Origin of the sequence: Caballeronia grimmiae, assembly GCF_000698555.1 — a bacterium.
GTDB lineage: Bacteria > Pseudomonadota > Gammaproteobacteria > Burkholderiales > Burkholderiaceae > Caballeronia > Caballeronia grimmiae.
On sequence record NZ_JFHE01000031.1, the window covers coordinates 1 to 25,156 of the forward strand.

General features: G+C 60.2%; 30 protein-coding genes. 17 read left to right on the top strand and 13 right to left on the bottom strand.

Features of this window, described 5'->3' with window-relative positions; genetic code table 11:
- Together BG57_RS23375 and BG57_RS23380 are read left to right on the top strand one after the other, a co-directional pair.
- The coding region (locus BG57_RS23375) for an ABC transporter ATP-binding protein (RefSeq protein WP_035968610.1) at positions 1-470 on the top strand (470 nt) is incomplete at its 5' end.
- 18 nt (positions 471-488) lie between these two features.
- Complete coding sequence (locus tag BG57_RS23380) at positions 489-1,193, top strand: ABC transporter ATP-binding protein (protein WP_152562675.1); 705 nt, start codon at positions 489-491, stop codon at positions 1,191-1,193.
- A gap of 201 nt (positions 1,194-1,394) precedes the next feature.
- Here BG57_RS23380 and BG57_RS23385 read toward each other — a convergent pair whose 3' ends face one another.
- The 3 genes from BG57_RS23385 to BG57_RS23395 form a co-directional block, all read right to left on the bottom strand.
- Complete coding sequence (locus tag BG57_RS23385) at positions 1,395-1,643, bottom strand: hypothetical protein (protein WP_035968612.1); 249 nt, start codon at positions 1,641-1,643, stop codon at positions 1,395-1,397.
- Positions 1,644-4,763 (bottom strand): SNF2-related protein, encoded by a 3,120-nt coding sequence (locus tag BG57_RS23390; protein ID WP_035968613.1) that lies wholly within the window; start codon positions 4,761-4,763, stop codon positions 1,644-1,646.
- Positions 4,764-4,826: 63 nt separating this feature from the next.
- Entirely contained in the window at positions 4,827-5,621 is a 795-nt protein-coding gene (locus BG57_RS23395) for a hypothetical protein (protein ID WP_035968695.1), read from the bottom strand.
- 427 nt (positions 5,622-6,048) lie between these two features.
- Here BG57_RS23395 and BG57_RS23400 point away from each other — a divergent pair, with 427 nt between their 5' ends.
- Genes BG57_RS23400 through BG57_RS23420 form a run of 6 tightly spaced genes read left to right on the top strand, consistent with a single transcriptional unit; the run spans position 6,049 to position 8,666 of the window.
- Positions 6,049-6,495 carry a hypothetical protein gene (locus tag BG57_RS23400; RefSeq protein WP_035968615.1) on the top strand — a complete coding sequence of 149 codons (447 nt, stop codon included), beginning with the start codon at positions 6,049-6,051 and terminating at the stop codon, positions 6,493-6,495.
- Positions 6,496-6,530: 35 nt separating this feature from the next.
- On the top strand, positions 6,531-6,860 hold the full coding sequence (locus tag BG57_RS23405) for a hypothetical protein (RefSeq protein ID WP_035968616.1): 330 nt from the start codon (positions 6,531-6,533) through the stop codon (positions 6,858-6,860).
- Entirely contained in the window at positions 6,850-7,323 is a 474-nt protein-coding gene (locus BG57_RS34250; protein ID WP_338151983.1) for a DUF1173 family protein, read from the top strand. Before BG57_RS23405 ends, BG57_RS34250 begins: the two co-directional genes overlap by 11 nt.
- Positions 7,324-7,382: 59 nt before the next feature.
- A complete protein-coding gene (locus tag BG57_RS31265) occupies positions 7,383-7,892 on the top strand; it encodes a hypothetical protein (protein ID WP_229754099.1) in 510 nt (169 codons plus the stop codon).
- 8 nt (positions 7,893-7,900) lie between these two features.
- Positions 7,901-8,218, top strand: a complete 318-nt coding sequence (locus BG57_RS23415; RefSeq protein WP_035968617.1) for a hypothetical protein — start codon at positions 7,901-7,903, stop codon at positions 8,216-8,218.
- 52 nt (positions 8,219-8,270) lie between these two features.
- Positions 8,271-8,666, top strand: coding sequence for a DUF7682 family zinc-binding protein (locus BG57_RS23420; protein WP_035968620.1), 396 nt, complete (start codon positions 8,271-8,273; stop codon positions 8,664-8,666).
- 101 nt (positions 8,667-8,767) lie between these two features.
- Here BG57_RS23420 and BG57_RS23425 read toward each other — a convergent pair whose 3' ends face one another.
- Positions 8,768-9,541: an SDR family NAD(P)-dependent oxidoreductase gene (locus BG57_RS23425; RefSeq protein ID WP_035968622.1), complete on the bottom strand. Its 774-nt coding sequence runs from the start codon at positions 9,539-9,541 to the stop codon at positions 8,768-8,770.
- 263 nt (positions 9,542-9,804) lie between these two features.
- On the opposite strand from BG57_RS23425, the gene BG57_RS34335 reads away from it, so the two are divergent.
- On the top strand, positions 9,805-10,098 hold the full coding sequence (locus BG57_RS34335; RefSeq protein WP_160174743.1) for a DUF4148 domain-containing protein: 294 nt from the start codon (positions 9,805-9,807) through the stop codon (positions 10,096-10,098).
- A 14-nt stretch (positions 10,099-10,112) separates the two neighbouring features.
- On the opposite strand, the gene BG57_RS23430 is transcribed toward BG57_RS34335, so the two are convergent.
- Both BG57_RS23430 and BG57_RS23435 read right to left on the bottom strand, forming a co-directional pair.
- On the bottom strand, positions 10,113-10,577 hold the full coding sequence (locus BG57_RS23430) for a DUF2269 family protein (RefSeq protein WP_035968624.1): 465 nt from the start codon (positions 10,575-10,577) through the stop codon (positions 10,113-10,115).
- Entirely contained in the window at positions 10,574-11,869 is a 1,296-nt protein-coding gene (locus BG57_RS23435) for an SDR family oxidoreductase (protein ID WP_035968625.1), read from the bottom strand. Before BG57_RS23435 ends, BG57_RS23430 begins: the two co-directional genes overlap by 4 nt.
- On the opposite strand from BG57_RS23435, the gene BG57_RS23440 reads away from it, so the two are divergent.
- From BG57_RS23440 to BG57_RS33100, 3 genes are all read left to right on the top strand, one after another.
- Complete coding sequence (locus tag BG57_RS23440; protein ID WP_229754098.1) at positions 11,862-12,356, top strand: hypothetical protein; 495 nt, start codon at positions 11,862-11,864, stop codon at positions 12,354-12,356. The two genes, BG57_RS23435 and BG57_RS23440, sit on opposite strands and share 8 nt — an antisense overlap.
- 324 nt (positions 12,357-12,680) lie before the next feature.
- Positions 12,681-13,346: a Lar family restriction alleviation protein gene (locus tag BG57_RS23445; protein ID WP_035968627.1), complete on the top strand. Its 666-nt coding sequence runs from the start codon at positions 12,681-12,683 to the stop codon at positions 13,344-13,346.
- A gap of 69 nt (positions 13,347-13,415) precedes the next feature.
- Positions 13,416-13,556, top strand: coding sequence for a hypothetical protein (locus BG57_RS33100; RefSeq protein WP_156903314.1), 141 nt, complete (start codon positions 13,416-13,418; stop codon positions 13,554-13,556).
- 116 nt (positions 13,557-13,672) lie between these two features.
- On the opposite strand, the gene BG57_RS23455 is transcribed toward BG57_RS33100, so the two are convergent.
- Positions 13,673-14,818, bottom strand: coding sequence for an integrase domain-containing protein (locus BG57_RS23455; RefSeq protein ID WP_035968632.1), 1,146 nt, complete (start codon positions 14,816-14,818; stop codon positions 13,673-13,675).
- Positions 14,819-16,588: 1,770 nt separating this feature from the next.
- Between BG57_RS23455 and BG57_RS23465 the strand changes: the two genes are divergently transcribed.
- From BG57_RS23465 to BG57_RS33105, 3 genes are all read left to right on the top strand, one after another.
- Positions 16,589-17,605 (top strand): PRTRC system protein D, encoded by a 1,017-nt coding sequence (locus BG57_RS23465; protein ID WP_035968634.1) that lies wholly within the window; start codon positions 16,589-16,591, stop codon positions 17,603-17,605.
- Complete coding sequence (locus tag BG57_RS23470) at positions 17,602-17,970, top strand: hypothetical protein (protein WP_035968635.1); 369 nt, start codon at positions 17,602-17,604, stop codon at positions 17,968-17,970. The genes BG57_RS23465 and BG57_RS23470 overlap by 4 nt, the downstream gene beginning before the upstream one ends.
- A 217-nt stretch (positions 17,971-18,187) precedes the next feature.
- A complete protein-coding gene (locus BG57_RS33105) occupies positions 18,188-18,340 on the top strand; it encodes a hypothetical protein (RefSeq protein WP_160174744.1) in 153 nt (50 codons plus the stop codon).
- Positions 18,341-18,632: 292 nt separating this feature from the next.
- On the opposite strand, the gene BG57_RS23480 is transcribed toward BG57_RS33105, so the two are convergent.
- The 6 genes from BG57_RS23480 to BG57_RS23505 all read right to left on the bottom strand — a co-directional run bounded on the left by BG57_RS23480 (position 18,633) and on the right by BG57_RS23505 (position 22,523).
- The gene (locus tag BG57_RS23480) at positions 18,633-18,857 is read right to left on the bottom strand and encodes a hypothetical protein (protein WP_035968637.1); all 225 of its coding nucleotides are present in this window, start codon (positions 18,855-18,857) and stop codon (positions 18,633-18,635) included.
- 102 nt (positions 18,858-18,959) lie between these two features.
- The gene (locus tag BG57_RS23485) at positions 18,960-20,042 is read right to left on the bottom strand and encodes a primase-helicase zinc-binding domain-containing protein (RefSeq protein ID WP_035968638.1); all 1,083 of its coding nucleotides are present in this window, start codon (positions 20,040-20,042) and stop codon (positions 18,960-18,962) included.
- A gap of 326 nt (positions 20,043-20,368) precedes the next feature.
- Positions 20,369-20,875, bottom strand: a complete 507-nt coding sequence (locus tag BG57_RS23490; RefSeq protein ID WP_035968639.1) for a single-stranded DNA-binding protein — start codon at positions 20,873-20,875, stop codon at positions 20,369-20,371.
- Between the two features lie 11 nt (positions 20,876-20,886).
- Positions 20,887-21,669 (bottom strand): hypothetical protein, encoded by a 783-nt coding sequence (locus tag BG57_RS23495; RefSeq protein ID WP_052005959.1) that lies wholly within the window; start codon positions 21,667-21,669, stop codon positions 20,887-20,889.
- Between the two features lie 10 nt (positions 21,670-21,679).
- A complete protein-coding gene (locus BG57_RS23500) occupies positions 21,680-22,114 on the bottom strand; it encodes a hypothetical protein (RefSeq protein ID WP_035968643.1) in 435 nt (144 codons plus the stop codon).
- Positions 22,115-22,223: 109 nt separating this feature from the next.
- On the bottom strand, positions 22,224-22,523 hold the full coding sequence (locus BG57_RS23505; RefSeq protein ID WP_035968644.1) for a hypothetical protein: 300 nt from the start codon (positions 22,521-22,523) through the stop codon (positions 22,224-22,226).
- Positions 22,524-22,907: 384 nt separating this feature from the next.
- Between BG57_RS23505 and BG57_RS23510 the strand changes: the two genes are divergently transcribed.
- The gene (locus BG57_RS23510; RefSeq protein ID WP_035968646.1) at positions 22,908-23,591 is read left to right on the top strand and encodes a nuclease-related domain-containing protein; all 684 of its coding nucleotides are present in this window, start codon (positions 22,908-22,910) and stop codon (positions 23,589-23,591) included.
- Between the two features lie 281 nt (positions 23,592-23,872).
- The gene (locus BG57_RS23515; RefSeq protein WP_035968647.1) at positions 23,873-25,111 is read left to right on the top strand and encodes a coiled-coil domain-containing protein; all 1,239 of its coding nucleotides are present in this window, start codon (positions 23,873-23,875) and stop codon (positions 25,109-25,111) included.
- Positions 25,112-25,156: the final 45 nt, after the last annotated feature.

Consider the following 25,156-nt stretch of genomic DNA (forward strand, 5'->3'; position numbering starts at 1 on the left):
TGATGGTCGGCCGTCACGTGCGCACGAAGCACGGTCTGATCGGCGCGGTGTTCCAGACGCCCGCGGAGCGCCGTGAAGAGCGCGAGATCAAGGCGCGCGCGCTCGAACTGCTCGAATACGTCGGCGTGCTCCAGTACGCGGATTACACGTCGCGCAATCTGTCGTACGGTCACCAGCGGCGTCTCGAGATCGCACGCGCGCTCGCGACCGATCCGAAGCTGCTCGCGCTCGACGAACCCGCCGCCGGCATGAACGCGACGGAAAAGGTCGAACTCACGCGTCTGCTCGACAAGATCCGCTCGGACGGCAAGACGATTCTGTTGATCGAACACGACGTGAAACTCGTGATGGGATTGTGCAACCGCATGACGGTGCTCGATTACGGCAAGGTGATCGCCGAAGGTCTGCCGCAGGACGTGCAGAAGGACCCGAAGGTGATCGAGGCATATCTGGGTGCGGGGGTGCACTAAATGGCGATCACAAGCGCAATGTTGAAGGTCAAGGGTCTGCAGGTGAACTACGGCGGCATCCAGGCGGTGAAGGGTGTCGATCTGGAAGTCGGGCAGGGCGAGCTGGTCACGCTGATCGGCGCGAACGGCGCGGGCAAGACCACGACGATGAAGGCGATCATGGGTCTCAAGCCATACTCGAGCGGCGATATCGAGTACATGGGCCACTCGATCAAGGGCGTGCCGACGCACGAACTGCTCAAGCGCGGCCTCGCGATGGTGCCGGAAGGCCGCGGCATCTTCGCGCGCATGTCAATTCTCGAAAACATGCAGATGGGCGCGTATCTGCGCAAAGACAACGACGGCATTCAGAAGGATACAGAGCGTATGTTCGGCTTCTTTCCTCGCTTGAGGGAGCGCGCGTCGCAGTATGCGGGCACGTTGTCGGGCGGTGAGCAGCAGATGCTTGCGATGGCTCGTGCTTTGTTGTCGCGGCCCAAGCTGCTCTTGCTCGATGAGCCTTCGATGGGGCTGTCTCCCATCATGGTCGAGAAGATCTTCGATGTGGTGCGCGAGATCTCGGCGGAAGGTCTGACGGTGTTGCTCGTGGAGCAGAACGCGCGGCTCGCGTTGCAGGCGGCGAATCGCGGCTACGTGATGGATTCAGGCACGGTGACGATGACCGGCGATGCCAAACAGATGCTTGACGATCCCAAAGTACGCGCGGCATATCTGGGGGAGTAGCGACACGGCTGCGCGAGCGCGATCGAATGAAAGTCCGTTGTGTACCTGAGAGCTGCCCTCGAAGCAACACTCATGAGGGCGGCTGCTGCGGGTCGCATACAGCCAGTTCCCGAAATCCCACGAAGAACAAAAAAACCCGGCTCGAGAGCCGGGTTTTGATTAAAGGATGTGACGAGTGGCATCCGAGGATGCCACCGTGTCTTATGCCGCCGCGCCAGTCGGGGGCGGCATCGATCGAGACAGCAGAGTCGTGACCGCGCCCGCCAACGTCCACTCGCCGAATTGCTGCTCATGGCTTTCATGGACGAGGCGGTCAAGGCAGAGCACCTCTACCCCATCGACTTGCACCTTGCCGAGGACTTTCGCCAGCACAGCGCGATTGGAGCCTTCACGTTTAACCGTGACGACGCCCTCCCCGACCACCACATACACGTTTGTGTCCTTCGGCATTTACGCTGCCTCCTTCAAAAGTTTGCGCATGTCACCGGACGTTTCCGCCGACAACAATGCAAGGTCATCGACAAAACGATCTAGCAGGGAGTCCATATGAAGGAAGGTCTCGTCGTCCAGTTCCGGCGTCGCCCAGTCCAGCCCCGCCTGCGTCGCATCACGTTTGTGCGCGACCATTTGGTCCTGATACTCGTCGATGCTTCCCGGTAGGTGGAAATAGACCACCTTCAACACGCCCTTCCGGTTCCATCGCAGCGCGCGCCGCATCGCCTGATACTCGATGCGCCACGTCCACGAACGGTCGTAGAAGAGGATGTAGTCGGCGTTCGGCAGGTTGTAACCGGCGCGGCCCGATGCCTTCGTGGCCATCAGCCCGGTTGCCAGTCCGCCCAAGAAGCGCTTGTCCTTATCGGCCACGCGACGCTTGATCGGGATCTCGCCATGAAACGGGACCGTCTGCACCCCATGCGCATCCAGCTCGCGCGCCAGAAGATCGAGCACGCCCGGGTTTTCGGCGAACACGATTGCTTGCTTGTCTTCGGCCGCGATCGCGCGCATGCGCGCGACAATTGCGCGTTGCTTGCTCGTCAGCCCGCCGATGTACTCCACGCCATCCATCCCGAACTGCGGGTAGTTGGCGGAGAAGTGAACGGCACGGATACGAGCGAGGATCGTGACAAGGTTGCACGCCTTCTTGTCATCGCGCGATGAGCGATACCAGTCGGCGAACTCATCGGCAGCCCGCAGGTACGCGGCCAGATGCCCGCGATCCCAGTCGACCGTTTCCACCTCAAATTCGGGTGGCTCGATCTGGATGTAACGCGACACCTCGGGCTCTGCGACCAGCCGCCGCTTGATGTGCGGCGCAAGCATCGCCCGGTACAGATGCAAATTGCCGATCTTCGGCACCTCGCGTTTCGCCCCATCCTGCAGGCTCTCCGCGAACTGCCACGTCACCCACTCCAGCACCACGAAGTCATCCCTGAATCGATCGACGCCGCGCATCGCGTACTCCACCGAATTGATCCAGTTCTGCTCGAGATAGCCCGCGCGATAACCGTACGGCTGGGCCGCCGTCCCATCACCGCCTGAGAACGCGATCAAACCGAACGCATCTCTCGGATAATTCGGTATGGGACTTCCCGTCAAAACGAAGCGTCGTCGCGCCGAAAGCTGCCAGAGCGCGCGGCTCTGATCGCTAGTCGGATTGGCGAGGCGCTCGCCTTCGTCGGCCACCAGCAGTCCGATGCGACGACGCAGCCGGTGCGCATAGGTCACCCGCGACGAAGCCGCCTTGTCCACCGGCATACGCAGGCGCTCATACGAGATGAGGTTGATTCGCCGGAGGTCACCAAGGTCCGCCGCCGATTCGATTACCTTTACCTGATCGGCCGCGATCGGCAACTGGCCGATCTCCTTCAACATCTCCTCGATGAGCCGGGACTCAACAACGATGAGTCCGTGCTTCACACCGGAGACGAGGATCAGCGCCAACGCGAGCCGGGATTTGCCGCAGCCCTGCTCCCATGCAACGACGCAACCGGTCGGCTTCAACAGCGTTTCGACTAGATCATCGACCTGAAACTCCCAATCGAGCCACTGATCGACGCCGAGCACCTTCACGCGCGAGCGCAGCGCCGCTGCTTGGTCGGGGAAGCGCGCGCACAGACCTTCGTGCACCACTTCCCATCCCTCGCTGACGTTCTCGACCGCGAACCGCGCATTGAGCTCGTCGACAGACAGTTGATACCAAACGCCATGCAGCGCGTATCGGTACCGCCCGTCGGCTTCACGATCAAACTGGACTTCATCGCCCGCCTTGACGAGCGGACTGGCCCAGCGCGTCGCATCGACCTTGTGGGTCTCTTTCGCGATGCCCGACACCTGATCTCGCGATCCCGCACCGGTCGTCCACGCCACGTGCCTTAGCGGTATTGCCTGGCGCGCGCTACGCCGCATGCGTCTGCGGAAGTGCTCCATGAAGCCGGGCGAGAGTTGCGGCTCGCCACCGACGCTGCGGATTCGGTCGAGCAGCTGACCAAAGGCCGCGACCGGATCGTCTTGCACCAGATACGTTTCCATATCAAGCAAGCCTTGGCCCGAGTAACGGAAGCCGCGCGGCAGCCGGTGGCCGTCGCGCGAGTAGATGCGCTTCACAAGAATCGCGTTGAGCACCATCGCTTCGTTGAAGCCGCATGCGAATGACAAGCGAATCCGCCGGCCATCGTGCGAGACCTTGACCGACTTGTCGCCCGTGACCGCACGCGTGATGAACGGCACGCTGTCATCGAGCTTTTGCAGCCGCAGCTGAGCTTCGCCGAACGAACGTTCCTCGAAGTGCAGCCCGAGATTCGGGCCGGGTTTCGCCAGATCGTCGACGACCGCGCGTACGAAGTCCGACGGACGATCGCGGTAGCGGTCGAACACCACGACGGCCGTGCGCACGTTCGCGCCTTCGAGCTTAAACGCGTCCGCCGGCAGTTCGAAAAGGCCTGCCGCGCGGCGCTTCAAGCGGTCGCCCTGCTCGCCCGCGACCATCGACTCGGCGGTCGTGATCGGCAGGAGCGCGACGACGATGTTCGCCGCCTCCAGCGCCTGATGCACGGCGTAATCGTGGCTCAATGCGCTGGTGTGCGCGCCGTACCGGCCCCACGTCGTGCATTCGACCGTCTGCAGATGCGGCGACTCGAGATGGATCGAGAACGGCGGATTAATCAGTGCGATATCGAAGCGGGCGGGATGGATGTCTTCCATACCGGCTTGCCGGAACTCGCAATGAAACCCCGCGTCCTCAAACACCTTCTGGCACTGCTGGATGACGTCAGCGTGGACGTCGACGCCGTACACGGCATGGCGTTCCGGGTCTGCGTACTGAAGCAGCCGGCCGGAGCCGACCGAGTTATCCAGGATCCGGATAAGCCGATTGACCTTCCAGCCGCTCACGAAGCTCCACATAAACGCCGCAATGGCGTCGGGCGTGAAAAACTGCCCGAGGTGCTGACGCCGTGCCGCGGCCAGCTCGCCCTGGTGGGCGACCGACGGCGCCTGCGATCCCAAACTTCTGATCGCACGCAACGGCTCATACCAATCCCGCTCGAACGAAAAGAGATCTCTCTGCATGAAATGCCTCTAGAAATGAAAAGACCCGCCGAAGCGGGTCGAAAGGATGGAACGTTGGACGCTTTAGTACCGGTCGCGCGAGGCGAGGTACTCGGCGCCGAACTCACTAATGAAAAGGGACAACGCGTCACCCACGTCGTGAGCGAACTTGAACTGCCATTTGTCGTTGAACAGCACGATCTCCAGCCCCGTGAACGACAGCTTCTCGCGAGTGGAGAACGTCAATCGGTGGACGCTGAAGTTGCGCAGTTGCATCGCCAGCGCGCCGAACTGATGCTTCTTCGCGAAGGTCGCCAAGCCGTCGAAGGTTGTGGCGACCGCCTGCTGAGAAGAGTAATAGACCTCGCGTTGCCCCTTCGAATGGAAGCACGACTGGGACGTGACGCGCTTTTCGAGAATCACCGCGCTGCTGGTGCGCTTGATCTCGGTATCGGGCTTGAGCCAGAAGCCGTTGATGATGGCCTTGGCTGCCTGCTCGAACGCAACGCGCTCGCCAGCTTCACCACCGAACGTTCGCTCGAGGTGTTGCCAGAAGCCGTCCAAGTCAGGGATGTTGTTCTTCCTCAGATCCTCTTCGATATCGAGGCCGCATCGGTCGAGTTCGCGACTCTGATCGATCTCGATTCTGCCGCCGGGGGGAGCGAACTTTCGGCTTGCCTCCATCACAAGCCGCGAGAGCAGCCGTCGGCAGAACGTGTTGAGCTCGCGCTCGACTTTGTATTCGCTTCGGACTTCCATCGCCGAATACTCGGTCAGTCCGTCTGCGAAGACATCGCGCTCCGCCTGAACAACAGCGCCATAGGCTGCTGCTGCCGCGGTTTGTGCCGTCTTAAATTGCTCGATTAATTGCTTGTACATGCGATTGCTCCATGGAATGAGCAGGCGCACGCCCGCGAAGGGGACATGCCCCTGCGGGTTGAAAAAGGAAATTGATTGCGCGGTGAGCTTGCTAGGCGCCGCATCGTCGATGCGCTAGAAGCGCGGGTGATAGTGCAACAGTACATGCACGAGGTTCCGCCGCTGACACGAAAGGCGATCTCTTCATGGTGTCTTTCGTGCTAAGGCCTGAAAACCTTATCCACAGTTTCTGTGGCTAACCTTGGGGATAACCTCAGCCGCCGCCCGATGTTTGCGATACATCCGCAATCGGCGGAAAACGCGTGAGCGCACGCATCCTCCTCGAAAGGCGCAACGATTTCGGTCCCTTTCGCCGGTCCGCCGCTGGCCTGCTGAGATCAGAATTCCGAGGTGCACGCGCGTGCGTGCAATCCCTTCGAGCACGTCCATGAAAGTAAGTCACATTGCGACCATCGCGTTCCTTAGTGCCTCAGCCATCGGCATGACCGGAGCGGTCAGCGTTGTCGCGCGCGAATTCACGATCGAACGTTCAGCCGTTCAGGTCGTTGTTGATACCAGCATCGCTGCACGACTCCAGGGCTTGTCCGACGCGATGGAACACGTCCCGGCCGCTGGCCGTCCGTCGCTGCTGTCGAAATACGGCTTCAGGGACGAGACGGCGCTTGCTGCAGCCCTAGCAGCGCAGCGACGTGACCTGGACTCAGCAGAGAGACTGCGCGCTGCGGAACTCGCTGCCAACGAAAAACGCTTGGCCGCTTTGCTGGCGGCATGTGGCCTCAGCGCGATTGTCGCCATCATGGGAGCCGTTGCGCTCTACGACGCGCACGTGGCTCGCGGCCGAGTGACGCGCGAAGCCGACACCGTTGCCGCCTAGCGCCGTGCCATCCAACCTCGCTTTACCGATACAAGATGAATCTGATCGTTGTTAGCTTCGAGGACTTCACGAAGGACCCCGCCGGCGCACGTGCTGACTCCGTACCGTCTCCGGGCTTCCCCGACAGCTGGATCGACGCGCTGGTCGGTACCGGCTCCGTCTTCTCGCGCGATCAAGCAGCGCCCGGCGCTGTAAAGACGATCGGCCTTCGCTTTCCCAGCGGCGAGCACGCCGAGCAGTTTTGCCTGAGCGTACGCAAAGTGGCCAATCTCCTGGGGACCCGGGCACACATACACAAGGTTCCTGCGCATCAGGTGGACCTGACACTGAGCGAGGCCTCCAGACATCGTGCAAGTGTCATTTGACGGACTCACAGTCTCACTCGAAGACGTTCAAGACAACCCGGCGCGGTACGCACGCCAGCTGGAACGCGCAAAGAAGTCACCCGGCTACGCTGTATGCCGCTGCCAGGAGCGCGTCGCGGGCAGACTCTTGCGCCTTGTTGTGCGACGCTACGGCGCGCTTCTTCATCTCGCAAGGTGGCCTGACGACGGGCCAAACCACGACGAGATCTCGTGTCCGTTCTTCGCCTCCACACCCGTTATCGAATCGGCCGCCGCGTCGGAGCGGTGCGGCGCGGTGAGCCATTGTCGCCGAGTTCAATGCGTTTCTAGAAGAGATCACGACCACACCCCAAGATGCAAGGCAATGAGCAATACCTTGCCCGCAAGAAAGAGAAGCAGGCGCTGTACGCGCGCGACGCAAAGCCGTGCGTTGAGTGGATACCGCCGGCCGACCTCGCGTCAGTACGGCTTCCTAGACCGTTGACTTGACGGCCGCTCCTTCTAGGATACTTTGAGCGCATCCGTAACTGCCGAGCAGATAATATGGCCTCCAACTCGTTCTTCCTGAATCGTGCGGTCGCGCGTAACGCCGACTGGCAAGTGAATTACCCCGCGCTCGCGATGGCAAGCACCATTGACGCGGTCGACGAACGACGCAAGCAGATCGTCGTTGCTGCTGCGGACGAAACGTCCCTGCGCGCGGTGTTCTTCAGTTCCCTCGGTGCAATACTCGACTTTCACGCGACTTGGGACGAACTGGAGAGGTCAGGCAAGGGATGGCTCGCTTTCACCATCCGTTGGAACCGGTGGTGGTTGCCCAACGTTGATCACGTTAAATGCCTAGAGCAGCACGCGTTCGCGCCGACCGACCTCCGCTTCGCGAACCGGGACCTGGCGGTCGCTTCCGGTGACACCGCCTCTTTCCGCGAATACCTGGATGTCGTTGAACTCCACTATCGCCGCGACGCCGCTATCTCCAGCGTTTTGTTCCCGCCCAACGCCATTTCAGCCGTCGAGACTTCGCCCATCAACGCCGGCCTGCGTCATTCATAAAGGCGTCGATGCGCAAGGTCATTCCCTTCGAAAGGCGAGCCGCCGCTTCTAACACGCTCGGCCATGTCGAGGCCAAGTGTGCACACCGCAATCTTCGGCTCGTCGAACAGGGCGGTATCGTTATGTGCACCGATTGCCACATCACGCTCAGTCCATTTTGGGCGCTGTCGATGCTGTCCGAGCAGTATGCATTATCGATGGCTCACATCGACCGGCTCAAATCTCGAATACAGCTCGCCGACGCTCGGATCCTAGAGTTATCGCGAGAACTCGATGCGATGTTGCCGGCGAAAAGAAGCCCGAATAAGTCGTCTACCGACACTTGACCAACCGTCGAACAGTGGTGCAATAGGTTCACCAACGACTTAGGAATGCACGATGAAACAAACCTTCAAATGCGGTCACAGCGGCAAGGGCAAGTACTGCCACGCGTGCGCGGCTGCAGAGAAGCAGAAGGCCCAGCGACTTCAGGCGATTGAAGAAAAGCGCGCGGCGAAGCGAGTCTCGACCCCCGACGATCCGATTGACCTGTCCATGGTGCGACACCTGTCGGCCGTACAACGAGAGGCAAGAGATCTGCTCGCAAAGGTCAGTAGCGGCGTGCATCCATTCTCGCTCGACGGAAAGTTCATCAAGTCCTCGGCCGGCAAGCTGGTTTCTGTGCCGGTTGGCCGATCCTATCGCCTGCTCTTTGACGCCCCGTCCCTTGCACCGCTGCGCCTCGTCAGTCACGAAGACTACAACGGGATCGCGGCGAACCGGGTAGCAGCATAATTGCCTCGCCTGGCGTCTAGCTCGGCGCTTTGGGCCTTTGACAGCTGAGCCGTCGCTGAGGGACGCGCGCAGATGGCCTTGCCTTCGAACCCGGATATGCGTCACCGCCGAAGCGGCACCCCCGATAGCCGCTCGCACACGTCGATCAGCCGATCCTGCATCGCCCGGTCTCGCGCAGCTGAATCGCAAGCGCGCTCGCGCATGTGAAAAAAGTAGCGGCCGGAGACGCGGGCGGCTTCGTCGTCGCTCGAGGCGAGCCACGCCTGCGTGCGGTGCGCCTTGTTCAGATCGTCCGGCGCGGAGGAGCCGCCCATCTTCGTCGGGACCCATCCCGGCTCGAGCGCATTCGAAAGCACATCTGGCCAATAGCGCGCCACCGCGAAGGCGAGGAGCACGTCCATGAATTTGCTCTGCGCATAGGCTTCAGCACCGTTCCAGGGCCGCGCCACCCACTGCACATCGTCGAGGCCGGCGGAGGCCCCACGATGCATCCCCGAGCTCAGATAGACGAGCCGTGCGGGTGTGTCGATGGACGCTGTGAGGACGTACGGCGCAAGCACGTTTACCGCGAATACGAGCGGCAAACCGTCCACCGTCTCAATGCGTCGCGGCTCGCGATATCCGACCGCCGCGTTGTGGATGACCGCGTCGAAGCGGCCAAGCTCGTTCGTTTGCTCGGCGACGTCGCACATCGCATCTAAGCTCGCGAGGTCGCCGGTCACAATCGCTTCGGCTCCCGGCAGTGTGGTGCGCGCATCGTCGGCGCGGGCTTCATTGCGTGCGTGCAGCACGACGCGATGCCCTTGTTGGAGCAGAAGGCGCGCGGCCATCAGCCCCAGTCCGTCCGTCGATCCGGTGATGAAGATGCGAGACATGTCGATTCCTCAAAGAAAGAAGCGCCCATTCTGCGCGCCTGCTGCCCGCCGCGCGATGCCATGTGAGGCATTTCACCGGTGACGGGCAGACATGAATGGCACTCGTGCTCCCGGGCTGCAACGAGCGCACTTTCTCGTGGAGACGAAGCTGTTGCGGCGAGCTTGGCGCGAGCTGAGCCCGTCGTCAGGCCGAGGCTTGAGCCGCGGCGTGGCGCATCAGTTGCTTGATGAGGCCGATGTCCCGCGATCCTGGAGTGACCGAAATGCATCGAATTGCCGCCATCCGTAAGCGTATTGCGCTCGTCTGCGCGTTGACGGCCGCCTGCTCGTCAACTGTCTTCGCCGATATTGCGCCGGCCGCAGCCACCGGTGCTACGCGCGAACGAGTTCGGCAAGATCTCGCGCAATACCGTTGCGCGGGTTTCAATCCAATGGCCGACGAGATTACGTACACTGCCGATGTCGAAGCCGCGACGCACCGCCTAAAGGAGAGCGGATGCGCTGACCCCGACGCGGCGGGCCAATCGCCTGTGCGGCGCAGCGGGCAATTGCAGTGACGCAAGGCGCCACCTCAGAGCGTCTTGCTAACCATCAGCCAGAAGATCGCGAGGAACGCGACGAAAGCGAGCACGCCGAGCACAGTCCATATCGCCATAAGCCGCCAGAAGCGGCGCGATAGCCGCGCCTGCGATGCCGCGCAGTCTCGCGCTTCAGCCGCGATCAGGACTTGCAGCCACACGACCGGTAGCCAGCAGGCAATCGCGAACACGTAAAGCCCGATGGACCACGCAAGCCACGGCGTCTGCATCCGGAAGCCGACGAGCCGCATCATCAGATAGCCGCTAAATGGTTGGATGATTGCCGTGGGCGTCGTGAAAAGCCAGTCCGCGAGGACGACCAGACGGCTTACGCGAGCGACCGTGCGCGCATCGCGCCCGAGGCTCGCGCTCAGCAGATAGAACGCTGAGCCGATGCCGGTGCCGAAAAGAATCGTGGACGACAGCACATGCACCCACTTGATGACGAGGTAACTCACCTTCGGTTCTTTTTATCCAGTTGAATCAGCAGGACGAGCGCCGCGAGCATCGGCAGGTTCTTGGAGAGAGGACCATACGGATGCAGCCAGAACTCCGGCAAGCGCCAGCTAATGAGCGCCGTATAAACGATAATCAGGACGATCTGGCTTTGCCAAAGTCGGTTGCGAGGACCGAGACGCGCGGGCCAACAGAGTGACAGCACGCCGAGCAGCAGATCGAAAAGCGCAGCGGCGTAGAGCAGCAACAGGCGCGTGCCGTCCGGCGCGCCGACTCTCGCGAGCAGATCCAGACTCGCCGCTCGCGGATATAGCCATGCGGAAACGATCGCCGTCCAGATCCACACCGCCGCAATGGACGCTATCAACAACGGCAGAAGCCACGCGAGCTTCGCCTGCAGCCCGAGACTTTGCGGCATCGCACGTAGCTGCGAGAGCGCTTTCGGCGGCCGTCCCAGCCAGCGTGTGATGCCGTCGGCGGGCGCGGTGTTGCCGCGTTCCAGCATGCCGATCGAATCGCTGCTCACGAAGCCCCCCGGTAAGTGCTCGCCGATGCGCGCGCTCAGCCGAACGAGCGAGATCGGCACCGCGACGAACCGCGGGGCTGATGCGCCGGCCAGGCCCGCGAGTACTGTGAGATAGCCTCGCATCGTCATCGGTTCGGGTCCGACTGCGGCCACGGTTTCCGTCACGGCATCGACGGCAATCGCGCCCTGGGTCACTAATGCGACGACGTCGTCAACGTGCACGGGTTGAATGGACTGGGCGCCTCGCCCCGGCAGCGGGACGACTGGCAGCGTCGACCATGCAGTGAAAAACTTCGTACTGGCGCCGTCCGGCGAAAAGACCAGCGACGGCTGCACGATAAGCGATGACACCGGTAGAGCGCGCAACGCATCGTCGGCAGCGCGCTTGGTCACGTGGTAGGTGCTAGCGGCGTGCTTGTCCGCGCCGAGCGCCGAAATCTGCACAATGCGCCGCACCCCGGCTCGCACCGCTGCATGAAAGAGCGCGATGGGCGCGTCCGCATGCACACGCTGGAAGTCGTGGCCGGTGCGATCCATGAAGATGCCGACCGCGTTGATCAAGACATCGACGCCTTCGAAAAGCGGTACCAAAGTTGCTCGGTCGTCGATGCGCGTGAAGTCCAGCTCGACGAAGCGGCACTGCTTGGATGCACCCGCGTTCGCCAGCGGATGGCGCGCGCAGCAAATTACCGAGTGACCATCCGCGAGCAAGGCCGCCGCGATTTGCGAACCGAGGAGTCCAGTTGAACCCGAGAGGAATATGACCATGACCCTGGGCATCGACACAAGGAAAGACATTCTTTGGCCCGGCATTGCAGCCGGACTGCTATCGACGGCGGCGCTCGCGGTGTGCGGCCGCCTCCACGGCAAGCGCGCGACCGCTCCGGTGAGCGCCGTGAGCCACTGGGTCTGGCCGCAAGAAGCGAACCAGACGGCGCATCCGGAGCCGCGGCATCTGCTTACCGGGCTTGCAATCCATCAACTGATGTCCATCGGATGGGCGGCTGGCAACGCGCTGGCTGTCGCGGTGGCGCGCCGTTCCATGAATCATCGCGACGGACAGGGGCACGGCCGACGCATCGCGCTTGCTGCCGCCACGACCTTGGCCGCGGCGGCGGGCGACTATATCGTCGTTCCGAAGCGCTTCACGCCGGGCTTCGAATATCACTTGCCGGTCGCCCATATCGTGGCGGTTTATCTTGCGTTTGGGGCGGGGCTCGTCCTGCCGTTTCTGATGAAGCGCTCGGCGCGCTGAGCCGATTCCCTCGTGCCTGCGAACCGGTTCGACGATGCTGCTCTATGGCGGATCGGCTCGTCGATCCTATAGTCTTACTGTGCCGCAGTTCGGCGAGGCATTCGCCAAGGATCGCCTTGTCCGTCTGACGCACATGTGGCTGGCCGACAGCAAACGCGAGATAGCGCGCGACTTGCATCGCTTCAGTCTCGCCCGTCGGCTCTACTTCAATCTCAGGTCCCACCGTCGCTGCGCAGTCCCTCGGGCGCGCGAACCCAGGTCGCTATAATCGTTACCGGCTTACAAATATTAGAACCGCCGGACTGCCGGCGACAGGACAGCGCCATGACTGACGAACTGTTTCCCTGCGACCATTGCGGCGGAAAGTGGTCTTTCGGATTCTCCCAGCGATTAGTCGGCCGTCCGTCGGCTCCGAAGCGTGACTTCGCTGGCCTTGGCAACAGCCTGGCGCCGCCCATGCAAGACATGGAACCGCGCTCACCGTACGACGTCCCTTACGAGAAGGTCTGCTGCATTTTCTGCGAAGAATGCGGGATGCAGACGCCTTGGATACCGATCGGCAACGACCGCTACGCGGCACTGGATAAGGCCGGCGAGATTTGGAATGCACGGATGCGGCGGCCAAAAGCCACCGAGGGAGATCTGCTTCAGCTTGTCAGGAAAGAAATTAGCGCGGTCGACGCTGCTTACCTAATTGACCTTCTCTCGAGGAACGAAGACGACTGGCAGAATCGCGGGCCCATTTTCCAGATGCTCGCCAAGAAAATCGTCGACAGCAAAGTCACAATGAGCGAGTTTTGGCCAGTCGACACAGTCCTCCGCGATGCGGCGCGATATCGAAAGCTCCAGCAGCTAGCGAAGCGCATATATATTGACGGAATCGCTTCGGTCCAGTTTCCCCGGATTCCCGCGACAGGCGGTGACGAAGGCAACTTTGAGAACAGCGTCAACGAGGCGGTCGATGACCTCCCCGACCGCAACCGCTGGTGACTTGACTTCATTCGGTTCCGATCATACTGAATGGACCTACAAACTAGACACGGCAAACAAGGACCGAATATGTCGCCCATCCAGTACATCGTCGCCGCCTACCGACTCCGCAACAAACTAGCGCCGCAGCTTTTTACGCTGCTCGCCCTCGGCGCGATCCTGACGTATCACGCGATGACAAGTCCGCAGTTGAGCTGGCTCTTGGACTGAGAACGCGAAAGTGACGCTCTCCGGAGAGCGTCCCATTCAAACGACGCGGAGATGAAGTCGTTGAAAGTAAAGGCGAAAACCGCTGTTACAAAATTTGCCGAATATTCACACCCCCCTTATTCGGCAAACTTTTCGCATTGTAAAATGCGGTACAGGCCCGTTCTGGAGATGCCGAGAGCGGCGGCAGCAGCCTTCTTCTCGCCGTTGTGAGCGGCGAGCGCCTCATAGACCTGCTCGATCGTCACCTTCGGCGCTTTCAGCTTCTTCTGAACGAAATAGCTCGACAGGTAAGCACCCGCCTTTTGTTTGCGGCTGTGGCCGGCCGCCTCGACCACCGCTTGCATTGCTTCATTGTGGATCAGTTTGTCCGCCCTTTCGTCGCTTCCTTTGATCGGCGCTGCAACACCCGCGTATCGCGCAAACATCTGTTGCAGGTACTCGTGCCTGAGGCCATGGCAGGTAACGCCCAGACCGGATTTCGTCACACCGTGTCGCTTGAGCACCGTGTAAAAGTGGTCCTTCCATTGGGTCTTCGTATAGCCGTCCGGAATCGTTGATCCGGTAGTGCTGTTGACGTAGTTTGCCGCTTCCCGCAGAACATCAAGCTTGAAGTCGATCGGGACGGTGCGTCCTCGACCTCCCTTCGTGCCGTGAACCACATTAAGCCGGCCGTCCTTGCGCACTGCGTCTATTGGCCTCAGCAGAAAGCTTTCCTCGACCCTCAGCCCAAATGCTGACTGCAACTTCATCTGCACGGCGACCACCGGATCGGTCTTCGCGATGTCGTCGATGATTGATGCGGCATTAATGCCGTTGCCTTCCCACGATTTGTCCTCCGTCGCAACATAGGACCGATGGAAGTCGTGCTCGTCCCTATCGATATAGTCCGATAGCTTTCTGACGAGATTGGGCTTGCCGATCCACTGTGCGAACGCGCGGAAGTACGTCAACTTGTTTTCGATCGTCCCTGGGCTCTGGCCTTTCTTGTGCCAGAGCGTGACAAGGAACTCGATGTGCTTCTCCTTAAGAGCATACGGCGACTGGAGCGCGAATCCGTTTTCGCGCAGCTCGACGAACGACCGGCAAAGCTTGCGCAGGCGGTAGTCCTGGGTCTTGACCGACAGGGGCTTGCTGCTGATTCGCGTACGACTATGGACGCGGTTCACATTGGCGGTGAACAGCAGGTCGAGCGCCGATTTGAAATCGGCACGTAACCCCGGGTAGTCAGCCAGAATCCCTTTCACGTAGACAGTCACCGTCACTTTTCAATCCCCCTTTTTGTTCAGCTTTTCTCGCGCCGCTAGGTACATGTTCCGGCCTCTCTCAAACGCGCTTGCAAACTCGCCGTTTAGCGCGGCGCCGTAAAGCAGCGATTCGCTCGGCGGCCACGATCCGGCGGCCCAGCCAGCAATGGCCGCGTGTCGCAACGCTCTTCGCCTCGAGCGTGCATCGTCAAATCCGTACCTCGCGGCAAGTCGCCACATCGACCACGCGACCTCGGCTTCGAACATATGGTCTATGCCCGTGAAGATCCTTTTATACCGCCCGCCCTGCCTGTAACCCGTCTCCCGAAGGGACCGAATGGCGTTGGCTCGCCGGCGTTCAGCGTTGTCCGGGGCAACCTGTGTGGTTACCGAGCTCGAGGCCGCTCGCCGCAGAAGTTCCGTAGAGCTAGGCACTTCCGCGCAGTCGCTGGTACCAATTGCCGCGATGACATCAAAGTCCATCCCTGCCTCTAACGCCGGGGCGCAGAGAACGCACACAATTGTTTGATGGCATCAGCACTGCCTTGTCCTCTTGTGAAAGCCGATTTGACGACCGTGCGCTGTCTTTGCGCGGTGCGCCGCCGTTTGCCGCCGCGCCGAATGCCCCGGGAGCCTATCCCGGAGTGCTGCCTGCGCTGCACGCTGCGTATCCCCGCCGGGTCCTGCCTTCCTGTCCTTTAGCGATTCCATTCGATAGCCCCGCACGTGGAAGAAACGTGCATCGACCGTCCGTATTGCCGCGTGCTGCCAGTCTCACGCTTCGCGTGGTGACCGCCACTGACAACTGCCGGTGCTAATCAACGCGGGCCCGCTTCGCGGCACCTCTCGTCGTTGAGTGTTTTTCCCCGCTGCTGTCAGCAGTCCAATCGCGCGCTTTTCGCTGCGCGACTCGGCTGTGCCGCTGCTACGGCTACCGCGCCGGCCAGAGCACGCACTCGCGCGCCCGTGTACCCCGTCTTTCGACAGCACGACCTTGGCCATTTGCTCGGTAATCGTTATGCGCTTTTTTTCCGGTTGCGCCGACCGTTCGTCTTCCGTACAGAGATGAGTTTGCCTTCCGTGGCTCACTCATCCCCCATCCCAAAGCGCGTTCAATCGGCCGCGGTGTGTCGGGCCTCATGCAACGTACCCAGCGTCGTGTGCTGTAGGGATGCGTCCATCGTCGTTGAGCTACTCAGCAGCAGCGACCGGAACCGTGTCCGTGTCCACTCCCAAGCCGTCTCAACTCGAAGGTTCGGGCAAAACCGCCCGCAAACCCAATGGATATCGCGTGTCCAGCGTCCTCAACTTGGGTCGCTTTGAACTTGACTAGATTCAGAAAAAGGCCGCTTCATTTTGCGGCCGTGACAGAGGGGTTTTCGCTAGGCAAAGCGGTCCCCTCGATGATCCTTTTCAGGAGAGTCGATGCGCATGCGCGCGGTTGGTAAGTAGAAGAATATCGGCACCTTGACCACACGCAACATCAAAAGCCGCTTAAATGTAGCGAGCTTTTGCTTCCTTGACATTGCGGCGTTCCAGATAGATTAGGTCCGTCAGCAACAGCCTTGGCCCCTAGTGGGTACCGGTAGGTTCCCTAACAACACTTGCCGCTCAGTGCGCGTCACGGCTTGGCCCCAACGAGGGTCAACCAGGGACCAAACAGGGGCTTACGAGCGGCTTCACTCTTCCGAATGCTGCTCTTGGCCCGTGTAGCGGCCACGCAGGGTCCGGCCAGGGGCCAGGGGCCGATTGTTGTCGACGGACTATTTCAACTCTGGAGAGAGAATCATGAAAGCACAGGTTTTTGCGGTTGATGTCGGTTACGGCAATACGAAATGCGCATTTCGTATGGGCTCTGACCTCGCGACGATGATGTTTCCGTCGCTTGCCCCGCTTCGCGTCAGCGAGGCGGTCTCGAGTTTCGCCAACGGTGTGCTGTCCGATCGCAAAGTGGCTGCCATTGAAATCGATGGAACAGTGTATGAAGTCGGTCCCGGCGTTGAACGATCGTCAGCTTATGGGAACGCAGGCCGGACGCTGTCTGAGGACTTCTGTACAACGCCGAACTACGCGGCGCTGCTTTACGGCGCCCTTCACTTCGCCGGCGTGACGGAGGTCGAACGTCTAGTTCTGGGCTTACCAGTTCATAGCATCGGCAAGTACGCCGACTCCGTGCGCGACGCGTTCAGCGGCACGCTGACGTTTGGTGAACACAAAGTGCGTATCGGCAGCGTGAAAGTCATCCCGCAGCCTCTCGGTTCGCTCGTCTCCTTTTCTGAGTACGGCGGCGATGCTTTCGATCGGGAAAACGAACACATCGTAATCGATGTCGGCTATTTCACGACCGACTGGGTGGTGGCAAGTGGCTTCACAATGAACGACGGGCGTAGCAAAGGGGTTCCTGGCGGTGCATCGCAGGTTTATAGGCACATCGCATCGCTGATCGGCGAAGAAAAGGGCGAGATCGTTACCGACATTGAGAAGCTGGATAAATGCCTGCGGATGAAGAAGCCGTTCCTTTTTTACAGCGACGAGATTGACCTCGCACCGTACTTGGAAAAGTCGCAAGCAGTGATCCGGAGCACCGTCAAAACAATCCAGGAAAAGGTCGGCAGCACCGGTACGGTCCGCTCAATTGTCTTGAGCGGTGGTGGTGCAGCTCTCTACGAGTCAGCAGTACGTGAAGCGTTTCCGAAGAATCGAGTTCAATTGGTGGACGCGCCGTGCTTCTCGAACGTGAAGGGCTTCCTGATCGTCGGTGAGTCGACGCTTGCGCGTGAGCGCAAGCTCGGAGTGGCAGCATGACAAGAAAGATGCTGATCAAGGTGACGGTGGACGAGGCTCTCTTCCCTGAGCTGTATCAGCGTCTGGATGAACACAATCCACGATTGCGCGCGGCCGTGCTCCGCTCACTAGCCAACGACACAGCGCGGAACGCGATCGGCGGGCGCGAGTTGACCTCCGCGGGCAAAGGTGGGCGGTTGCCGGCCTACGCTGAACTGTCCGTTGAGGCGGTCTCTGCTCCGAGCGCCTCTGCTCTTCCTGTATCGTCTACCACGATGATCGCCAATCCGGCAGTATGTTCGGGCGCAACCGACCACGATGTCGTGACGCTGCTTTCTCATCGTTTCAATGTCGATGAGATCGCTGACCAGTTCGCTGGGTTTTAGTCAACCGGTGTCGTTGGCCCGAATAACCGTTCGTCGCGCCGATAAACCATCTCCCGACTGCGCCGCAGTCGGGCTCATCGTGGTGGCATTGAAATATCATTATCACGGCTTGCCAAGCTCGCCCGTCCGCTGCGGCTTGACTTCGCCGCGTATCTGCCAAGATGGGATTTATGTGCAGCCAGTGCACCTATCAAACCAACGAATACTGAGGCGTGTTATGGACATTCTCAACAATCTGGCGCAAGCCGACTGGACGCGCGGCGTTCGCATATGGATTTTCGTGGCCACCGCGGTGGCTGCGTGGGAGGCAGCTTATCTGTTGCATCGCGCCTTGTTCCGCTCAGCCGAAGGAGCCGATGATGTACGCTAGGTTCTTGGCGCTGCCATTTTTCACACGACGCATCATCATCGTGATGGCGTCTTTCTTCGTGATGTGGGTCTGTGCCCACCTGCCGAAGAGCGGCTTCACTCAGGTGGTGATCGGGTCCAGTGCGTTCATCATGTGTTGGGCGACTGGCATCCTCGTTCCGTTTTTGAAGATCACGTTTTTCGTCCTAAGGTGGCGTTTGTGGTACGTCGTGCGCTACAAGTAGTCGCTGATTACTAGCCGCAAAAACAAAAAAGCCCCGACCAAACGGTCGGGGCTTTTGTTTCAGGGGGTATCAATGCAGCAGAGATACGCCTTGTGCGCTCGCCTGTCGACGAATGCAGTAAAACCAAGCAGTGTCCAGCGTGACGCCCTGCTTCTCCAGCCGGGCATGACCGCCGCGTTTGCGGTCGATCACGTCGTAGGCTTCCGCCTCTGACTTCCCTACTCTGACCGAGCCGTTCTCGACACCGGACGTTGCGACAATTTCATACCGGCCAACAATCATGCTAAAGCTCATTTCCTCTTCTCCATTGGAAAAGCTCGGGCGGATTGCGGCCCCAGTGGGGACGAATCCCCACCGGGCGAAAGTTACAGTTAGCGGCCTCGATGCCGTCAAGAATCAAACGCGCAGTGCTTCGCGCGAATCGCGGCGCACTACCACTGCAGACGTCGGCGCGTGCATACGATGAGACGCACACCACTCGTCTGCGAAGTCCGTCTCCCGCTTTTTCGGCCGATGAACCATAGCCGTGTACCCTTCAGCGCGGAGGCGCTTCGCCAGCTTCAACGCCGCGTCGACGCCCGGTGACTTCCCGGTACGTGGATCGACTGCATCGAAGTCGGCGTAGATATGAACCACACGAATGCCAAGGCCTTCTGGCACAACGAAATCGGCAAGAAGGATGCGGTTCAGGCAATACCAGACGGGCACACCAAACAGCATGTGCGCGGCGTATGCCGTCTCCAAACCTTCCGCGACGCCAATCTCGCCATCGACCGGGTCCATCAGCCGGACTGCGCCGCCGTTGAGCTTATGAAGCGTCACGTCGTTCAGCTTGGCAGGAAGGATCTCGCCATCGTTAGTAACGATGGACGCCTTAACTGGCTCCGAGCGCTCTAGAAACGTGCGATGCAGCGTTCCCAGACGGCCGTCCGGCAGCGTGAAGCGCGCGATGATGCCTGGCCACTGCCCGATGACCTTCTTGTCGTGCCAGTAGTCGAGCATCCCCATGCGCAGCGCCAGAGACGGCGGTGCCGTGAGACCCGGCACACGCTCGCGCAGGTAGCGTGGCACGAGGCCATCGGACCCGACGAGCGTCGCGCGATCCCACATCGAGTCGAGGCGCTTCTTCGCCCACTCGGGATCGACCTTTCGGCCCGGCGCGGGCGCGTCTGGGCGTTCGCGAGTTCTGCGAGCGTCCGCTAGGCTCCCTCCTTCGAGTTCGACCATCAGCTCGCGGAACGTCAGTCCCGCGGACTTGCAGATCAACTCGAAACCGTCGCCGGCCTTACGGTCGCCGTCGTTGCACTTGCGGCAGACCCAGTCGCCGCGGCCGCGGTTGTTGTCGTAGGTGAAGCGGTCGTTTCCGCCGCAGATGGGACAGGGTGCGCCCTTCCCGGTCAGTGAGCTTGCGGGCACTCCATACTTCTGGAGCAACGCAATCCACTGTTCCGGGGACAGCTTGATGTCCTTCACATTCATTGTCACTCCAGTTGTGGTGTGGTTGAGGTCGATGCCTGAACAGGCGGTGAAACCGTGCTCAAAAAAGCAGTCCGACTCGCCCCAGGCGAGCACGGCGGGCGGCTTCTTTCAGCAGGGGAAGCGAAAGTGGGTGTAGCGACGAATGAGGCCGTGTCGCGTAGGAGAGAGACGCTTCGCGGCTCCGCCGACCGTTTCCGGTTCGACGAAGCAACGAAGGTGAGAAGAAACAGGAGGTGAGGTGAGCCGTTACGGGATCAGATCGCGGCCCACTCGCGCCGTGTCAGAAATCCGCGGGGGTCGATCTTTACACTCTCGGTTACGGAACTTCAAAACGGGATGTCGTCATCCATGTCTGCGAAGCCTCCGCCTCCACCGACCGAAGTCGATTGCGGTTCGCGATTCGCCGGCGCAGGGTTGCTCGATCGCGGCTGCTGCGTCCGTTCTTGACGTGCAGGACGTTGGCTCTCGAAACCGTCATTAGATGACCGATCACCGGCAGACCGGCCGCCGAGCATCTGCATCTGGTCTGCGACGATTTCAGTCGAATACCGCTCTTGCCCGGCTTGGTCCGTCCACTTGCGCGTGCGGATTCTGCCTTCGATGTACACCGACGAGCCCTTCTTCAGATACTCGTTGACGATCTCAGCCAGCCGGCCGAAGAACGACACTCGATGCCATTCGGTCTGCTCCTTCATTTCGCCGGAGGCTTTGTCTTTGTAACGATCGGTCGTTGCGAGTCGGATATTTGCAACCGCATCGCCGCTCGGCAGGTAGCGCGTCTCAGGATCAGCCCCGAGGTTGCCTACGAGGATTACTTTGTTTACTGATGCCATAACTAACTCCTTTAAGATTTTTTGGAAATAGACCAAAGCCACTTGTCCCACAGCACTTGCTCGCCGCGGGCATCTAGCTTGGGCCGTCCTTGTCCATCGACTGCCGGCACTTTAGTTTTGCCGATCCGCTTGACTTCAACGCGGTCGCCAATGCGACAGGCCGACTCCGCGATCGCGTCGCGCAGGCCCTCACCTTGGAGAACGTGCGTCTCGCCGCGATGCTCGAGCGTCAAGCAAAACGATTCATACGTCTTGCCAGGGCGCTTGCCATCGGGGAATCGTTTCTCGCCCCACTCTCTCAAGACCCCGTACCTCGCGCGCTCGGTCCGCCGATGTGATGACTCAGCGGGTCGAGGCGGCGCTGTCACGACGGCGTCCGTAACTTCTGGCCGGGGTCGCGCGTCGCTGACATTGACTAGTCGAACGGGTTTGGCGTCGGGCGAAGGCGTGTCTTGCGCATGAGCGCCCTTGAGTGCAGCCGCAATGGCGTCGGTCAACGTGCCCTTGTACTCGCGCAGCACTTGCCAGTGCGGCGCGAGCGCCGGTATCAGCTTCATGCCGACAACCGTTGGTCGCAGCTCGTAGTCGAACGCCGGACGAAACTGCACGACGACTCCACCTTCGTCGCGGAACAGCATCGGTTGTCCTGCGATGGCGATGTGCCGTTCGTTGGCACCGCCCTTACCGACCTCAATCGGGGATGAATGGCTTGTGGGATTGTCGCTGCGACGCTGCGGCTGCGGCGTCACTCCGAAAAGCGTCCCGATCAGCCGGCCGAATGTTGATGTGCTCATCGTCGGCCTCCTACACCAGCGTGCCGAAGCACTCGCGACGCACGTCTTCCATGTCGCGCTTGAGCAGCGGGTTGCTTAGGATGATGTCTTGCAAGAATTCAGGATCGACGCCGTTGATCTTGCAGACATACCGATACGGCAGCGCCCCGCTCCAGAACTCCATGACCCAGCCGAGCGTTGCTCGGTAGTCTTCGAGTTCCATCTTCTTTCTGTTTCTGAGTCGCTCGCTGAAAAGCACAGCGCAGTCCATCAACGACTCGGGCATGTTGTCGCCGCGTCTGCTGTCAGTCGCAAGACTGATCAACGCGTCGACCATTTTGTCTTTTACCGCCTCGCTCCACAGATGCGGATCGGGGAGCGGGTCAGGCTTGGCTCGGACACGCGTGATCGGCGCTGGTGGAGCGTCGAACATGTCCAGTTGCCATGCTGCTACCTCTGCTTGCATGGGAATCTCCGATAAACGGGAACCCATGCCCGCAACGGGATGGTTTCCCGTTGGGGTGTGAGGGGTCAAGACCGCCCGCGCGGGCAGTCTTGACATTCAGGCGTAGCGACTAGTCGTCGGTGCCTGTCTTAAGTGGAACGACCACTGCGGACTTGGCGTACTGACGTTTGATGGGCGTGACGTTGGCGTCGGCGGGAGCCGAAGCGACAACGGCGTGCGCGGGAGCCTTCGAATCCTCCGCTTTCTCTTCTTTCAGCGCCGCCTTGATGGATCTCTTGATCCAAACAGCGACGGTGGCAGAAACAAACAGAAAGGCGAAGAACGAGTGCGCAGCAAGCCACAACGCAAAGCAAACAGCGACCAACCAGCCGGGCGATTTCATCGCCTTCAATACCAACTGCTTCGGCATTTTTCTCTCCAGAAAAAGACGCACTAGGGGATGTCCAGCCAGTACAGCGCTGGATGTTTTTCGATGCTCGGGTGAGCAGGGAAAAGCGGGCGCGCGGAGAGACGCTTTCGTCACGGCTCGATGGAGACGTGGCGGAAGCAGCTCACTGCGGATAGAAAAAGATGGGAAGCGCGCGCACAGAGGTGATCAGCGGCGGCTCGGGTCGATGCGTCGGCGACGCGGGGATACCTGCAATTTACGCGCGTCGTGGATACGCGTGGTCGGGAAAGCTTCCGATTTCATAGCGCCTTTCGACTTTTCGGACTTGTTGCCGCAGCACGATTCGCATCCTTGACTTCTTCTACGCCCTGTCATGCTGATCTACATATACAACGGAGGGAGCGGATGTTCTTGGAGATACTTGTCGCTATCGGCGGCTACCACTTGTTCAAGAGGTTGATGCGGTGGCGCCCCTCTAGATCGAGGAGGCCCGGTCGTGCGAAGCGCACAGCGCATGAAATCGGTGCAGCGGGGGAAGCGGCGGCGCAGGCAAAACTGCGCACGACGCTTCAATGGCTGTGCGGCGACGACTTTTACCTGCACGAGGGGCCGCTGGTTATAGAACACGCTCCGGGAACAGCGTTTCCGACCGCAGAGATTGATCACCTCGCGATCACGCCGTTCGGAATCTTCATCTTCGAGACGAAAAACTGGTCCGGCCGGATCGCGCCGTCGAGCAGCCACGGAAAGCTCACGCGTATCGCACCGAATGGTAAGCCAGAGGAGAGGCGTTCGCCTATCGAACAAAACCGCAGCAAAGTCCGGTTCCTCCGTGAGCAGCTTCCTGCCATTTGGCCGGTGAGTGGTGCCGGACTATTCACCTCTCCAGACGTCGTGCTCCAGCCTGAGCTGTCGACGGATCTTCTGTCGCTAGACGATCTCCCTCACTGGCTGCGCCTGAGGCGGGAATCTTTCAACGGCCAAATGTCGGTCGATATCGGCCGGACCCGCGCCGCAGTGCTGACGTATGCGGATACGTCGACAGATGGCTTCGTGGCACACAAGGCGCGTGTCGCGCGCTACCGGTAATTTTCGGAAATTGCAAGGTCTTGCACTAGGTAAGTAGTTCCAGGCGAACGCTTAAAAATCGCTTAAGTGTTACAAAACTGAACCGTTAAACGTTTGGGAAGATGGACAAAAACTGTGCCTTTCACCTCTGCGGTGCGAAAGAGGGGTGAAAAACGGCGTCTTTGATGATCTGCGGTCCGTAACCGGCCCGTTACGATTGGTTACACAACTATCGTGTTCCCGAGCCGATTGCTCGTGGGTTTCACAGCGGCGCGGGGGCGCTGCAAATCTGGGAAAAAAACATGTCTACTAGCGACCACCCGAAGAAGAATATCCAACTGCGAAAAACCGAACTCCACGATCCGCTGGACGACATTTTTGGCCCGGTTTCGGCCAGCGGTGTCGAACGCTCGAAGATCGAAACGGTTGCTCTGCAGCTTTTCGGCGACGGCGACGAGTTCGCCGATCTCATCTCTCAGCTCGTCGAAAACATGGTGACTATCGCGGAGGCGCGAGCGCGAGTCTCGACCGACTTAAAAACGATAGGCGGTCTGTTAATCAACTCCATGCACCTGATCAAAAACGCGCTGGTCACGACGCCGGGCAACAAGACAACTGCCCTGCGGCGGGCCGCGACGTTGGGATTTTCGTTCTTCGACTTGGCTCTCGGCGTGAAGAAGCCGGCAGCGCGCAAATACATGCGTTGCTATGAAGCGTTCCTCGACAACACCGAGGCCATCCGCGTATTCAACGTCGGCGAACTGGACATCCTCGCTTCCGACCACGTGACCGACGAACAGGTTGCGGCCATTCTCGCGGCAAAGCAGGCCAACGAGCATATGACCCGCGAGGACATTCGCAAAATGCTGACGACGCTGCAGAAGCAGGAAGAGGCTCTTGCCGATCGAAAAGCAGAGCTAGACAACTATGAGGGGCTGCTCGAGGACAGCAAAACCGCTCAGCGAGTCGCGGAGGACGAAGCCAAGCGGCTTCATCAACAGCTCGACGCCTCTGCGAAACTGATCGCAGAAAAAGAGGCCCAGCTACAGCGAATGGACAGCTATTACACCGGTCGGCAGGCGGGGCTTGCCAACCTTGAAAAGGACCTTGCGGACAAGGATAAGGAAATTGCAAGGCTGAACGACGAAAGAAACGCGCTGCTCAACCGGAAGCCGGAAGTGGTGATCAAGGAGGTTGAGACGACTCCCGCTGGATACAAGAGCATTTCCGAATCATTGGAAAAGCGCAACGCGGAACTCAAACAGCTAGAAGAGCAATTGGCCGAGAGGCGTGCAGAGTTGGAACGACTTGAGGCCGACATGAAGAAAGAGGCCGGCGCCATTGAAGCCGCTAGTCGCGTTCAAGCAGCGATGCAAGAAGCGCTATCCGCTTTCGAGCAATTCGCGGGCAAGCTCACGCTGGCCCAGGTGGCGGTTCAAGCTTCCGATGGGCTTGGGCAGCACGAACCGTTGGTCCAGACACTGGCCGCAATGATGCGCAAGCACCTGAGCGAGATCGAAACGGGATTGCGGAAGCTGTAAGACGAACCTGCCATAACGATGAGGCGGACGCGATGGGGTCGCATC